Genomic DNA, 13,865 nt, shown 5'->3' on the forward strand with positions numbered 1-13,865 from the left:
TTCCGGGTACCTGCAGGGTGTGGGAGCATCAACCCGCCCCAGCGCTGCGAGCCTTCCGCTCGACCTCCTTGCACTTCACCCACCGGTAACGAGCCTGCTCGCGTACTGCGGTGTCCTGCATCCTTTTCCAGGAGTTAGCAATGCATACAACAACAAGTACAGCCCATAGCCCCGCCCATGACCCCGCCGCGCACCCCGGCGCCAATACCGGCCGTTTCCGCAAGTCCATGGGGCTGACTGCCCTGGTACTGTTCGGCCTGGCCTACATGGTGCCCCTGGCCGTATTCACCACGTACGGGCTGGTCACCCAGATGACCAAAGGGCACCTGCCCACCGCCTACCTGCTCACCCTTGCCGCCATGCTGCTGACCGCCTACAGCTATGGCCGCATGGTCCAGGCCCACCCCTACTCCGGCTCGGTCTACACCTACACGCGCAAGGCCTTCGGCAGCCATATCGGCTTCATTACCGGCTGGACACTGCTGCTCGACTATATATTCCTGCCGCTGCTCAGCTACCTGCTGATCGGCATCTACATGTCGGAGTACTTTCCGGCCATTCACGCCTGGGTGTGGGTGGCAGGCTCCATCGCCCTGGTCACTTTCCTCAACCTGATCGGCATCGAGTCCATCACCCGGGTGAACTGGATCCTGGTGGTCATGCAACTGGTGTTCATCATTGTGTTTGTCGCCCTGTCCATTCTGAAGCTCAGCGGACAGGCGGAGCCGGTATCGCTGCTGGCGCCCTTCCACCACGAAGGCTTCAGCGCGCCGCTGATCATGACCGGCGCCGCGGTGCTGTGCCTGTCTTTCCTGGGGTTCGACGCCGTCTCGACCATGGCCGAAGAAACGACCAACCCGACCTACCGCATACCGGTGGCGATCCTGGCCGTTTCGCTGATCGGTGGCTTGCTGTTCCTGGTGGTGTCGTACTGCGCGCAGATGGTGTTCCCAGACTGGGGCAGCTTCGTTGACCCGGATTCGGCCTCTGTGGATGTGATGCGCCGTGTCGGCGGCGAACTGCTGGTAACCGCTTTCACTGCCACCTACGTGGCCGGCTGCTTCGCCTCGGCCATGGTGTCCCAGGCCAGCGTGTCACGCGTGCTGTTCGCCATGGGCCGCGACGGCGCATTGCCGCGGGCGTTCGGCCAACTGATGACGAAAAAGCGCGTGCCGGCCACCGCCATCCTGGTGGTCAGCCTGCTGTCGCTGATCGCCTTGGTGATCACCCTCGACACCGTGGCCAACATGATCAGCTTTGGCGCGCTGTTCGCCTTCTCGGCGGTGAACCTGGCGGTGGTCAAGCACTATCTGGTCGACCAGAAACTGCGCGGTGGCCGCAACTACCTGCTATATGGTGCCATTCCTGGTCTGGGCTTTCTCAGCACGCTGTGGCTGTGGAGCAGCCTGACCAGCCTGTCGTTCACTATCGGCCTGTGCTGGATGGGCATGGGCCTGGTGGTGCTGATGGGGCTGACTCGCGCGTTCCGGGTGAAGCTGCCGGAGTTGCAGATGGCGGAGTGACGCAAAACTCGGGGTGATAACTGGTCGTTATCACCCGATCCGCATTAATCATTATTCAGCCCCCCGTTCGCGCCCTACAGTCTCAGCGCAACGACTGTCATTGCCAACGGGAAACGAAATGTCCATCGAACATCGCCTAAACCATATCGCCGGCCAACTCAGCGGCAACGGTGACGTACTGCTGAACAGCGTCGACGCCCGCACCGGTGAGCCGCTGCCATACGCCTTCCACCAGGCGACCGGCGACGAAGTAGAGGCCGCCGTGCAGGCCGCCGAGGCCGCCTACCCGGCTTACCGCAGCACCAGCCCGGCCCAGCGTTCCGCCTTCCTCGACGCCATTGCCAACGAGCTGGACGCACTGGGTGACGATTTCATCCAGCATGTGATGCGCGAAACCGCGCTGCCCGAAGCCCGCATCCGTGGCGAACGCAGCCGCACCAGCAACCAGCTGCGGCTGTTTGCCGAGGTGGTTCGCCGTGGCGATTTCTACGCCGCACGCATCGACCGTGCCCTGCCCCAGCGTACCCCGCTGCCGCGCCCGGACTTGCGCCAGTACCGAATCGGCGTGGGCCCGGTGGCCGTGTTCGGCGCTAGCAACTTCCCGCTGGCGTTCTCCACCGCTGGCGGTGACACCGCCTCGGCGCTGGCCGCTGGCTGCCCGGTGGTATTCAAGGCACACAGCGGGCACATGCTCACTGCCGCCCATGTGGCTGCCGCCATTGACCGCGCAGTAGCCAGCAGCGGCGTGCCGGCAGGCGTGTTCAACCTGATCTACGGTGCCGGTGTGGGCGAGGCGCTGGTCAAGCACCCGGCCATTCAGGCGGTCGGTTTTACCGGCTCGCTGCGCGGTGGCCGCGCCCTGTGCGACATGGCGGCAGCACGCCCGCAGCCAATTCCGGTGTTTGCCGAAATGAGCAGCATCAACCCGGTGATCGTACTGCCCCAGGCGCTGCAAGCCCGTGGCGAGCAAATAGCCGGCGAACTGGCCGCCTCGGTGGTGATGGGCTGCGGGCAGTTCTGCACCAACCCAGGCCTGGTGGTGGGCATCCGGTCGCCGCGGTTCGAGCATTTCGTGCAAACGCTGGCTGCACGCATGGCCGACCAAGGCCCGCAGACCATGCTCAACGCCGGCACCCTGCGCAGCTACCAGAACGGTGTACAGCATCTGCTGGCGCACCCGGGTATCCAGCACCTGGCCGGGCAGCCACACACCGGCAACCAGGCCCAGCCGCAGCTGTTCAAGGCAGACGTAAGCCTGCTGCTGAACGGCGACCCGCTGCTGCAGGAAGAAGTGTTCGGCCCCACCACCGTAGTGGTGGAGGTCGCCGATGCCAAGCAACTGGCCGAAGCGCTGAACCACCTGCAGGGCCAGCTGACCGCCACCCTGATTGCCGAGCCTGACGACCTGGCGGCCTATGCCTCGCTGGTGCCGCTGCTGGAGCGCAAGGCCGGGCGCCTGCTGCTCAACGGCTACCCGACCGGGGTGGAGGTGTCGGATGCGATGGTGCATGGCGGGCCTTACCCGGCCACCTCCGACGCACGCGGCACCTCGGTCGGTACCTTGGCCATCGACCGCTTCCTGCGCCCGGTGTGCTTCCAGAACTACCCCGATGCACTGCTGCCGGATGCGTTGAAAAACGGTAACCCGCTGGGGATTGCGCGCTTGCTCGATGGCGTGAACAGCCGCGACGCGGTGTGACACGGCGGATGCTGAGCAGGCACGGTGCAACCTAGCCGTGCCAGGCTTGCAGGCAACGCTGAAACGACGCAATGACCTGGCTGCACTGCCGATCCGCCAGGCAATACAGGTAAGTCTCTGTGTACACCGGGTCGTGCGCAATGCGGATCACCTTCAAGCGCGGGTCGGCAATGTATTCCGCCTCGGACACCGCACCAATGCCGATGCCACGGATCACCGCCTCGCGCAGCGCCTCGCGGCTGCCGATTTCCATGGCGATGCGCGGTGTTACCTGCGCCGCTTCCAGCGCGTTGTCCAGCGCCAGCCGCGTAGTCGAACCCTGCTCACGGCGCAGCAACGGCTGCCCCTGCAGCGCTTGCAGCGGCACCTGATCGTGGCGGGCGAAGGGGTGATCGGCGCGGGCGAACAGGATGACCGGGTGCCTGGCATAACGTTGTGCGACAAACGCCGGGTCATGGTGCAGCCCCGCCAACACACCGATATCGGTCACATAGCCCTGCAGGTCGGCCAGCACTGACGCCGAGTTGCCCACGCGGATGGACACGTCGATCTGTGGGTACGCCTGCCGGTAGCGGTCGACCATTTCGATCACATGAAACGGCCCCACTGCACCGATCTTCAGCTCACCCCGGTTGAGCTGGCCACTGTCGCGCAGCAGGCTGGTCGCCTCGGCTTCGAGCATCGACATCTGCTGGGCAATGGGCAGCAAGGCACGGCCAACTGCGGTCAGCTCGATGCGCCGACCGCGGCGGTGGAACAACTCGACATCAAATTCGCGTTCCAGCCCCTGGATCTGGTTGGTCGCGGTCGGCTGGCTGAGGCCGATGGCCCTGGCCCCAGCGCTGAAGCTGGCGTGCCGGGCCACGGCAAGAAAGGTGCGCAGGCGAGCGGTAGACATCCATAGATCCTTTGAATGGTTGGCTGGCCAAACGCATATTGAATTGATGCTGTGACTGTCACATGACAGCCCTAACGTTGGCGCTACCGACAACAACCACTCCGGTACTGCCATGACGCCCTTCCCGAAACTGTTGCGCTGTGCCCGCCTCGCCCTGCTGCCACTGCTGCTCGCCCCCGCCGTGCAGGCGCAGCAGGTGCTGACCGTCGGCCTGATCCCGTCGGAAGACTCCCAGGCCATGATCAAGAGCAGCCAGCAGGTGCTCGACCAGTTGCAGGCGCGCCTGGGCATGCCGGTCAAGCCATTCGTCGCGACTGACTACAACGGGGTGATCGAAGCCCTGCGCGCCGGCAAGCTGGACGTCGCCTATTTCGGCCCGTTTTCCTACGTACTGGCCAACCAGGTCGCGGGGGCCGAAGCCTTTGCCGTGGCGGTGACCAAAAAGACCGCCAGCAGCGCCTACCACAGCCTGATCATCGCCCGCCGGGACAGCGGCATTCGTACGCTCGACGACCTCAAGGGCCACACCTTCGCCTTCGTCGACCCCAGCTCGGCCTCCGGCCACCTGTTCCCCAAGGCCGGCCTGGAGCACGCTGGCCATGATCCGAAAACCCTGTTCTCACGGGTGATCTTCTCCGGCTCGCACGATGCCAGCATTCTCGCCGTGGCAAACCGCAAAGTTGATGCGGCGGCCGTGGCCGACCGTATCCTGGCCGGGGCTGTGAACAACGGGCAGGTTCAGCAACAGGACTTCCAGGTGGTGTGGACCTCACCGGACATTCCCGAGTCACCGATGGTCTGGCGCAACAACCTCGACCCCGAACTGCAGGCCAAACTGCGCACCGCCTTTGCCGGGATCAAGGACGTGCCATGGGGCGACCAAGGCATGCTCAATGGCTTCCAGCCGACCACTGACGCGGCCTACAACGTGGTTCGTGACACCGCCAAAGTGCTCGACCTCGACCTGCGGAGCCTGAAATGATCCGCATCCGCCAGCTGACCAAGGGCTACGCCGACAACCCGGTACTGCGCGGCATCGATCTGGATGTTCAGGCCGGTGAATTCGTGGTGATCCTCGGCCAGTCCGGCGCCGGCAAGTCGACCCTGCTGCGCTGCATGAACCGGCTGGCCCAGGCCGACACCGGGGAGCTGCAAGTGGCCGGGGTAAACGCCATGCGTGCAGCCGACCAACGCGCGCTGCGCCGGCAGGTCGCGATGATCTTCCAGCATCACAACGTGGTGCCGCGGCTGTCGGTGCTCAAGAACGTGCTGACCGGCCGTCTTGGCCACTGCAGCACCCTCGCCTCGCTGTTGCAGCTGTTCCGCCGTGACGACGTGACACTGGCCCTTGATTGCCTGCGCCGGGTCGAGCTTGAGCACAAGGCCGGGTCGCGCACCGATGCGCTGTCTGGCGGGCAGATGCAGCGGGTGGGTATCGCCCGTGCGCTCGCCCAGCGACCACAGGTGATTTTGGCCGACGAACCGGTGGCCAGCCTCGACCCGAACACCGCACATGTGGTGATGCAGTACCTGCGCGAAACCAGCCGCACGCTCGGCATTACCGTGGTGTGCAACCTGCACCAGGTGGAACTGGCGCGGGCATTCGCCGACCGCATCGTCGGCCTGGCCAACGGGCGCCTGGTATTCGACGGCCAACCCGGTCAGTTGGACGAAGCCGCACTGCAGCACATCTATCACACCCCATCAGCCAATGAGCCTGCGCAGGCAATGGCTGCACCACGGCCAATGCTGGCCACGGGCACAGGAGCCTCGGCATGAACACGCAGAGCCATCAATGGCTGGTCAACACACCCACTCGCGCCCGTGGCTGGCTGGGCACTGGCGCGCTGTTAGTGGCGATCGTCCTGGTGCTGCAGTGGAGCGCTGAAGGGGCACAGCTAAGCTGGGGCGAGCTGGCCAACGGGCTGCCACAGATCGGGGATTTCCTTGGCCGCTCGCTGCCGCCAGACCTGAGCATAATGCCCAGTCTGTGGCGCCCGGCCCTGGAAACCCTGCAGATCGCGCTGTGGGGCACCCTGCTGGGGATCGTGCTCGCCGTGCCGCTGGGCTTTCTGGCCGCGCGTAACCTGCATGGCAACCGCTGGCTGTACCAGGGCACCCGGCAGCTGCTGAACGTGATTCGCAGCATCAACGAGCTGATCCTGGCCCTGGTGTTTGTCTCGGCGGTAGGCCTGGGACCCTTTCCTGGCGTGCTGGCCCTGGCGCTGCATGGTGTGGGCATGCTCGGCAAGTTCTTTGCCGAAAGCATCGAGGAAATCGACCAAGGGCCCATTGAAGCGCTACAGGCCACCGGTGCGCGGCCACTGCAGGTGATCGCCTTTGGCGTGCTGCCGCAAGTGATCACCGCCTGGATCGCCGTGGTGCTGTATCGCTTCGAGGTGAACCTGCGTTCGGCTACGGTGCTGGGCATGGTCGGTGCCGGTGGCCTGGGCTTCGAACTGGTCAGCAGCCTGAAGCTGTTCAAGTACCAGGAAACCGCCACTTGCATCTTGGTCATCACCCTGATGGTGGTGCTCGCCGATCTGCTCTCCAACCGCCTGCGGCACGCCATTCAGGGCAACGCCCGCCACTGACGCGTCGCCCAACCACCCCTTGCCGCGTGCGCCCGGTTGGCGCGCGACGGGCAGACCATGCCTGGAGTTCAAGCCCATGCCCCTTGCACCAGCTATCGGCTCAACCGATAGCCCCCTGCAATCAATCGATTGGATCGAAACCTGCCCGCCGACGAGCATGGCTGCACCTTCCAACAACAATAAGGAACTGCCCATGCCTGCCTGCTTCCACAACCCGGTCACCACCATTTTTGGCGGTGGCAGCCTGGATCAGATCGCCCAACACTGCCCCGGCAAGGTCGCCCTGGTCACCTTCCCCGAGGCCGAACAGCTCGGACTGGTCGCGCGGGTACGCAGCCTGCTGGGCGAGCGACTGGTGTGTGTGATCGACAAGGTGCAACCCAACCCGGATGTCGCCTGGCTGCGGGGTGTGCACGAAGCGTTCTGGGCACGGCACGGCGACTGCGATACGGTGCTGGCGCTGGGCGGAGGCAGCGCCATCGATACCGCAAAGGCGCTGATCGTCGGTACCGCTTCTGGCCACTTCGATGAACTGCTCGAGCTGCTGGCCAGCGGCAAACCGTTCACCCCGGCGCGACACAAGACCCTGGTAGCAGCACCCACCACCGCTGGCACCGGCAGCGAGGTGACGCCATGGGCCACCTTGTGGGACGCCGGCCAGCAGAAGAAGTACTCGCTGCACCTGACCTGTACATGGCCCAGCGTGGCGCTGATCGACCCGGAACTGATGCTCAGCGTCCCGGCCGGGGTGACGGTATCCACCGGGCTGGATGCCTTGTCCCACGCGCTGGAATCGATCTGGAACCACAACGCCAATCCGCTTTCCGACACCTTCGCCCTGTCGGCCATCGACGATATTCTCGACTGCCTGCCACGCCTGCAGCAGGACCTGGGCAACCGCGAGCTGCGGGCACGCATGGCGTTGGCTGCACTGAAGGCCGGGCTAGCCTTTTCCAACACCAAGACCGCTTTGGCTCACTCCATTTCCTACGAAATGACCTTGCGCCATGGCCTGCCCCACGGCATCGCCTGCTCCTTCACCCTGCCGTTGGTGCTGGGCCTGGCCTGGGGCCGTGATGCCGAGCGTGACCAGACCTTGCAGAAGGCCTTCGGCCGCGACCTGGCAGCGGCCCAACAGCGCTTGCGAGCATTTCTCCATCAGCTGGGCGTGCGCACTGAATTTGCAGACTATGGCGTGACAGCCGCCGAGGCCGAGGCGATGATCGACGCCGCAATGCAGGGCGCCCGCGGGCGCAATTTCATCGGCGCGCAAGCCGCCGGACATTTCGCGTTTTTCCTGTAGCACCTTTCAAGAGTGCCGACTCGCCGTGCCCCGTGGGCCGGCGCCAGAGAACAAAAGGAAACCGTCATGAACCGTGCACAAACCCTGACTGGCGCGCTGCACAGCACAATGCCGTTTCGCCTCGCGCAATGGCGCGCTACCCGCAAATCGAACTGGAGACGTCGTTCGGCAGCGAAGCCGGGACACTGGAGCGGGTGTACAACTTCGACATCGACTTGGCCATCTTGGCCCTGTTGGAGTTCGACCAGCGCCTGAGCACCCGGCTTTACCGCAACTACCCGATTCTGGCCGTGGTTAACCGGGCTGGCGCGTGGAGAAATGCCGCAGGGCAGTTGAACCTGACGGCATGGCCCGGTTTGCCTGCGAACAACGCGTCATCTGTTTCGCGGGCAAACCTGCTGCTGCACGAAGGGCTGATACACATACGCCATTGATGAAATTTCCTTGTCAGCATTCAATATGCTCCACTGACAATGGAAATAAATTCATCAAAAAGGCCGGTCATGCACTCCTCCGAACGCCTCAAAGGCATTGATGTATTCGTTGCCGTCGCTGATCTGGGCAGCTTCACGGCAGCCGCAGAGCGGCTCAGCCTCACCAGTTCGGCCATCAGCAAAAGCGTGGCCCGGCTCGAGGCCCGCCTGGGGGCACGCCTGTTCAACCGCACCACACGCACCTTGTCGCTCAGCGAGGCTGGCGTCATCTTCTACCGCACCTGCACCTCGGTCCTGGCCGACCTGGAAGAGGTCGAGCACGCGCTGGTCAACCGCGACAACGAACCCCATGGCAAAGTCCGCATAGAACTGCCAGCCTCATACGGCCGCCTGCATGTGCTGCCGCTGATCCTTGACTTCATTCGCCTGCACCCTTTGCTGCAGCCGCACGTGTCGTTTTCTGACCGCTTTGTCGACCCGGTACACGAGGGCATCGATATCGTGGTGCGCATCGGTGGCCCGGATGCCTGGCCGGCGGCGCTCGGCCACCAGTATTTTGGCGCCCAGCGCCTGATGTTCTGTGCCGCACCCGCCTACCTGGAAAAGCACGGCGTACCGCAAGACGAACGCGACCTTGAACACCACCACTGCGTCGGCTACGGGCATACCGACGGCAGGGTCAGCCCCTGGTTCTTCAAGGGCCGCCAAGCTGGCGAAATGGAACGCCGCACCGTACAGCCGCGCATCGCGGTAGGCGACGGCGAAGGGGAAGTTGCAGCGGTGCTGGCCGGTCATGGCATTGGCCAGCTACCTACCTGGCTGACCCAGCAACACCTCGATCAAGGGCGCCTGGTCGAAGTGTTGCCCGCGCTGGCCACCGACGGCCTGCCGATGAACCTGGTGTGGCTCAAAAGCCGCGAGGGGCTACCCAAGGTCCGCGCGCTGCTGGACTACCTGCTGCCTCGGCTGACGCCTCATGGTACGCGGGCAAGCGATGCGCGCTGATGCGCAAGGCTGGCGACCAGCGGCACAAGCCCCAGCGCTACCAGCGCCACGCCTGCGGCAACATAGCCCAGGTATTCGATACCCAGGCCAGGGATGGTCAAGCCACCGAGTACAGCGCCCAAGCCAATCCCCGCATTGGCCGCGGACACATTGGTGCTACCGGCCAAGGCTTGGGCATGCGTTACAGCACCCATCACCCGCACCTGGCTGACGGGGTACAGCGCCGTGTTGGCCACACCCCACACCCCCAGTGCCAGGCAGAACACCAGACCTGCATGGGCCAACGGCACGATTGCCGCCATGCCGATGGCCAGCAGCACCAGAAACAGCGCCGTCGCCCTGAGCGGTGAACGGTCCACGGCCCGCCCACCCATCCAGTTGCCGAGCAGGCCCACCGCGCCAAAGCCCATCAGCCACCAACCGGTGTGCGCGGGTGGTACACCCGCCACCCGCTGCAGCAGCTCGGCCAGGTAGCTGTAGCCTGTGAACATCGCGGTGAACACCACCACCGAAAGCAGCACATTGGCGAGGAAAAAGCGCTCTTTGAAAATACGTGCCTGCTGCATGAAGTCGACTTTTGCCGCGCGTGCAACGTGCGGCATCCACACCCACATGGCCAGTGCCATCAGCAACGACAGGGCGGCCAGTACCCAGAATGCGCCACGCCAACCCACGACATTGGACGCCACGGTGCCCAGCGGAATACCCAGCAACATCGCCGCCGAGATGCCCAGGTACACCTTGGAAATGGCTTGCCCTGCTTTATCAGGCTCGGCCAACTGGCCGGCCGTTTCACTGGCCGTGCCCCAGAACACCGGCAACGCCAGTGCCGGCACGACCCGCGCGATGGCCAGCACCCAGAAACTGGTCGAGGCCGCAGCCAATGCATTGGCTGCGGCAAATACCAGCAGAATGGTGATGAATAACCGCTTGCGGTCCAGGTGCGCCAATGCCGCCGTCAGGAATGGGCCGGCTAGCATCACAGTAAAGGCAAACAGCGTGACCAACTGGCCCGCCATCGAAATGGAAACCCCCAGGTCCTGGCTGAGCGCGGGCAACAAGCCGACAATCAGGAACTCGGTGGTGACGATCAAAAAGGCCGAAAAGGCAAGGATCGCGACGCTGATTGCAGCAGTACGGCCAGTGGCAGTAGCCCCAAGGCGGGGTTCAAAAGCAGACATCAAAACAGGCTCCAGAAAAGATGCTGCCAGTCTATTGGTAAATAAAATTCCTATTTTTGGTTATTTTTCACGAATTGAATGAATCAAGATCATCAATTGCAGTTGAATGTATACAACTTACAGGTTTCCTGATTACATTATCCCTCGCCTACGACCTCGGTAATCGCCAAGGCGTATTGCAACGGGCTTAAGCCATGTTATCTGCAACCGGTAAGAAAACCCTCCTCGTCAAAAACGCCGCACTTCTGGTCACCATGGACGGCGAACGCCGCGAGATCAAGAATGGCGGCCTGTACATCGAAGACAACCTGATCACCCAGGTCGGCCCCACCGACACCCTGCCACAACAGGCCGACGTGGTCCTCGACATGGCCGGCAAAGTGGTCATCCCAGGCCTGGTCAACACCCACCACCACATGTATCAGAGCCTCACTCGCGTGGTGCCGGCAGCCCAGGACGGTGAGCTGTTCAACTGGCTGACCAACCTGTACCCGATCTGGGCGCGCCTGACCCCTGAGATGATCGCGGTGTCGACCCAGACCGCCATGGCCGAACTGATCCTGTCGGGCTGCACCACCTCCAGCGACCACCTGTACATCTACCCCAACGGCTGCAAGCTGGACGACAGCATCCACGCCGCCGCCGAGATCGGCATGCGCTTCCACGCCGCGCGCGGCAGCATGAGCGTGGGCCAGAGCCAGGGCGGCCTGCCGCCGGACGCGGTGGTGGAAAAGGAAGCTGACATCCTCAAGGAATCCCAACGCCTGATCGAGGACTACCACGATGCCAGCCACGGCTCGATGCGCCGCATCGTGGTAGCACCCTGCTCACCCTTCTCGGTCAGCCGTGACCTGATGCGCGAAGCCGCCGTGCTGGCACGCCACTATGGCGTGTCGCTGCACACTCACTTGGCTGAGAACGTGAACGACATCGCCTACAGCCGCGAAAAGTTCGGCATGACCCCTGCCGAGTACGCCGAGGACCTCGGCTGGGTCGGTCACGACGTATGGCATGCCCACTGCGTGCAGCTCGACCAGCACGGCATCGAGCTGTTCGCCCGCACCGGCACCGGCGTCGCCCACTGCCCATGCTCGAACATGCGCCTGGCCTCGGGCATTGCCCCGATACGCAAGATGCGCGACCACGGCGTACCGGTGGGCCTTGGGGTCGACGGCTCTGCCTCCAACGACGGCGCCAGCATGATCGGTGAAGTGCGCCAGGCCCTGCTGCTGCAGCGGGTAGGCTTCGGCCCCGACGCCATGACCGCCCGCGAAGCACTGGAAATCGCCACCCTCGGCGGCGCCAAGGTGCTCAACCGCAACGACATCGGCGCCCTGGCCCCGGGCATGGTCGCCGACTTCGTCGCCTTCGACCTCGGCCACGTCGCCTATGCCGGTGGCCACCACGACCCGCTGGCGGCACTGGTGTTCTGCACCCCGACCCAGGTGCACACCAGCGTGATCAACGGCCGCGTCGTGGTGAAAGACGGCCAGTTGGCCACCGTCGACCTGCCACGCGTGCTGGAGCGCCACAACCAGCTTGCACACCAGTTGGTCAGCGGCAACTGATGGACCCGGGCTGCTGCGGCCAAGACCGGTTGCAGTAGCCCACGCCTCCCACTCAAAACTCAACGAATGCGACTGAGACCGTGCTGTTAGACGCATAAAACAATAAAGCGAGCTACTCACCATGACTTCTCCCGCTTCCCCTCGTCCCGAAGACGAGAACCTCGGCGTGGGCGCCAACCTGGCCTATGGCCTGCAACATGTGCTGACCATGTACGGCGGCATGATCGCCGTACCGCTGATCATCGGCCAGGCCGCAGGCCTCAGCGCTAACGATGTCGGCCTGCTGATTGCAGCCTCGTTGTTCGCCGGTGGCCTGGCGACATTGCTGCAGACCTTGGGCATTCCCTTCTTCGGCTGCCGCTTGCCGCTGGTGCAGGGGGTTTCCTTTGCCAGCGTCGCCACCATGGTTGCGATCATCGGCAATGACGGCACCGGCGGCATGCAGGTGGTGTTCGGCGCGGTAATCGTGTCATCACTGGTCGGCCTGCTGATCACGCCGCTGTTCTCGCGCATCATCAAGTACTTCCCACCGCTGGTGACAGGCATCGTCATCACCACCATCGGCCTGACCCTGATGCCGGTTACCGCGCGCTGGGCCATGGGCGGCAACAGCCAGGCCGCCGACTTCGGCAGCCCGGCAAACATCGGCCTGGCGGCGTTCACCCTGGCCTCGGTACTGCTGCTGAGCAAGCTGGGCAGTGCCAGCCTGTCGCGCCTGTCGATCTTGCTGGCAATCGTGATCGGCACGCTGGTCGCGATGGCCACCGGCATGGCCGATTTCTCCCAGGCGCTGCAAGGGCCGTGGGTGGCCATGCCCGAAGTGCTGCACTTTGGCGCCCCGCAGTTCCAGGTAGCAGCGATACTGTCGATGCTTATCGTCATTGTGGTGACCATGGTGGAGACTTCGGCAGACATCCTGGCCGTAGGTGAAATCATCGGCACCCCGGTGGACTCCAAGCGGCTGGGCAATGGCCTGCGGGCCGACATGATCTCCAGCGCCTTGGCACCGTTGTTCGGCTCGTTCACGCAAAGTGCCTTCGCGCAGAACGTCGGCCTGGTCGCCGTGACAGGGGTCAAGAGCCGCTACGTGGTGGCCAGCGCCGGCCTGATCCTGGTCACGCTGGGGCTGCTGCCGGTCATGGGCAGACTGGTGGCCGCGGTACCTACCGCCGTACTCGGTGGTGCCGGGCTGGTGCTGTTCGGCACGGTCGCAGCCAGCGGCATCCGCACCCTGGCCCAGGTGGACTACCGCAACAACATGAACCTGATCATTGTCGCCACCTCGATCGGCTTTGGCATGATCCCGATCGCGGCGCCGGGCTTCTATCACCACTTCCCGACCTGGTTCGAGACCATTTTCCACTCCGGCATCAGCTCGGCGGCGATCATGGCGATTCTGCTCAACTTGCTGTTCAACCACCTGCGCGCCGGCAACTCCGACCAACAGTCGGTCTTTGTCGCTGCCAGCGAACGCACCCTGCGCTACCGGGATATCGCCGGGCTGAATGAAGGTGATGTGTTTCGTGATGGCAAGCTGTATGACCGCCATGGCAACGAGGTGCCGATCATGGAGCCTGATGAGGGGCATTTGAAACCGGTCAAGGTGCCAGTGGCGCACATGCACTGACAGCACATCTCTAAAGCCTGGCGCGGCCTTATG

11 protein-coding genes and 1 pseudogene are annotated in these 13,865 nt (G+C 64.0%); 10 read left to right on the forward strand and 2 right to left on the reverse strand.

What is annotated here, in order from left to right:
- Positions 1-140: 140 nt before the first annotated feature.
- Together J3A71_RS18505 and J3A71_RS18510 are read left to right on the forward strand one after the other, a co-directional pair.
- The gene (locus J3A71_RS18505) at positions 141-1,523 is read left to right on the forward strand and encodes an APC family permease (RefSeq protein WP_096425917.1); all 1,383 of its coding nucleotides are present in this window, start codon (positions 141-143) and stop codon (positions 1,521-1,523) included.
- Between the two features lie 118 nt (positions 1,524-1,641).
- The gene (locus J3A71_RS18510; protein ID WP_096425916.1) at positions 1,642-3,222 is read left to right on the forward strand and encodes an aldehyde dehydrogenase (NADP(+)); all 1,581 of its coding nucleotides are present in this window, start codon (positions 1,642-1,644) and stop codon (positions 3,220-3,222) included.
- A 31-nt stretch (positions 3,223-3,253) separates the two neighbouring features.
- Here the strand turns inward: J3A71_RS18510 and J3A71_RS18515 are convergent, their stop codons facing one another.
- Positions 3,254-4,120: a LysR substrate-binding domain-containing protein gene (locus J3A71_RS18515; RefSeq protein ID WP_016486106.1), complete on the reverse strand. Its 867-nt coding sequence runs from the start codon at positions 4,118-4,120 to the stop codon at positions 3,254-3,256.
- 112 nt (positions 4,121-4,232) lie between these two features.
- Between J3A71_RS18515 and phnD the strand changes: the two genes are divergently transcribed.
- The 6 genes and pseudogenes from phnD to J3A71_RS18545 all read left to right on the forward strand — a co-directional run bounded on the left by phnD (position 4,233) and on the right by J3A71_RS18545 (position 9,456).
- Positions 4,233-5,102: a phosphonate ABC transporter substrate-binding protein gene (gene phnD, locus J3A71_RS18520; RefSeq protein WP_096425915.1), complete on the forward strand. Its 870-nt coding sequence runs from the start codon at positions 4,233-4,235 to the stop codon at positions 5,100-5,102.
- Positions 5,099-5,899, forward strand: coding sequence for a phosphonate ABC transporter ATP-binding protein (gene phnC, locus J3A71_RS18525; RefSeq protein WP_060516328.1), 801 nt, complete (start codon positions 5,099-5,101; stop codon positions 5,897-5,899). Before phnD ends, phnC begins: the two co-directional genes overlap by 4 nt.
- Positions 5,896-6,714 carry a phosphonate ABC transporter, permease protein PhnE gene (gene phnE / locus J3A71_RS18530; protein WP_016486103.1) on the forward strand — a complete coding sequence of 273 codons (819 nt, stop codon included), beginning with the start codon at positions 5,896-5,898 and terminating at the stop codon, positions 6,712-6,714. Before phnC ends, phnE begins: the two co-directional genes overlap by 4 nt.
- 193 nt (positions 6,715-6,907) lie before the next feature.
- On the forward strand, positions 6,908-8,017 hold the full coding sequence (gene psrA, locus J3A71_RS18535; RefSeq protein ID WP_023047304.1) for an iron-containing alcohol dehydrogenase PsrA: 1,110 nt from the start codon (positions 6,908-6,910) through the stop codon (positions 8,015-8,017).
- A 128-nt stretch (positions 8,018-8,145) separates the two neighbouring features.
- Positions 8,146-8,313 (forward strand): annotated as a pseudogene (locus J3A71_RS18540) (LysR family transcriptional regulator); the annotation flags it as partial.
- Positions 8,314-8,520: 207 nt separating this feature from the next.
- Complete coding sequence (locus tag J3A71_RS18545; RefSeq protein ID WP_095114875.1) at positions 8,521-9,456, forward strand: LysR family transcriptional regulator; 936 nt, start codon at positions 8,521-8,523, stop codon at positions 9,454-9,456.
- Here the strand turns inward: J3A71_RS18545 and J3A71_RS18550 are convergent.
- Complete coding sequence (locus tag J3A71_RS18550; RefSeq protein ID WP_096425913.1) at positions 9,426-10,637, reverse strand: MFS transporter; 1,212 nt, start codon at positions 10,635-10,637, stop codon at positions 9,426-9,428. The two genes, J3A71_RS18545 and J3A71_RS18550, sit on opposite strands and share 31 nt — an antisense overlap.
- A 194-nt stretch (positions 10,638-10,831) precedes the next feature.
- Between J3A71_RS18550 and J3A71_RS18555 the strand changes: the two genes are divergently transcribed.
- Both J3A71_RS18555 and J3A71_RS18560 read left to right on the forward strand, forming a co-directional pair.
- Positions 10,832-12,205: an 8-oxoguanine deaminase gene (locus J3A71_RS18555; protein ID WP_060516334.1), complete on the forward strand. Its 1,374-nt coding sequence runs from the start codon at positions 10,832-10,834 to the stop codon at positions 12,203-12,205.
- A gap of 121 nt (positions 12,206-12,326) precedes the next feature.
- On the forward strand, positions 12,327-13,832 hold the full coding sequence (locus J3A71_RS18560) for a nucleobase:cation symporter-2 family protein (RefSeq protein ID WP_102667711.1): 1,506 nt from the start codon (positions 12,327-12,329) through the stop codon (positions 13,830-13,832).
- The last annotated feature ends 33 nt before the right edge of the window (positions 13,833-13,865 follow it).

Source organism: Pseudomonas sp. PvP089 (assembly GCF_017875165.1).
Lineage (GTDB): Bacteria > Pseudomonadota > Gammaproteobacteria > Pseudomonadales > Pseudomonadaceae > Aquipseudomonas > Aquipseudomonas fortuita.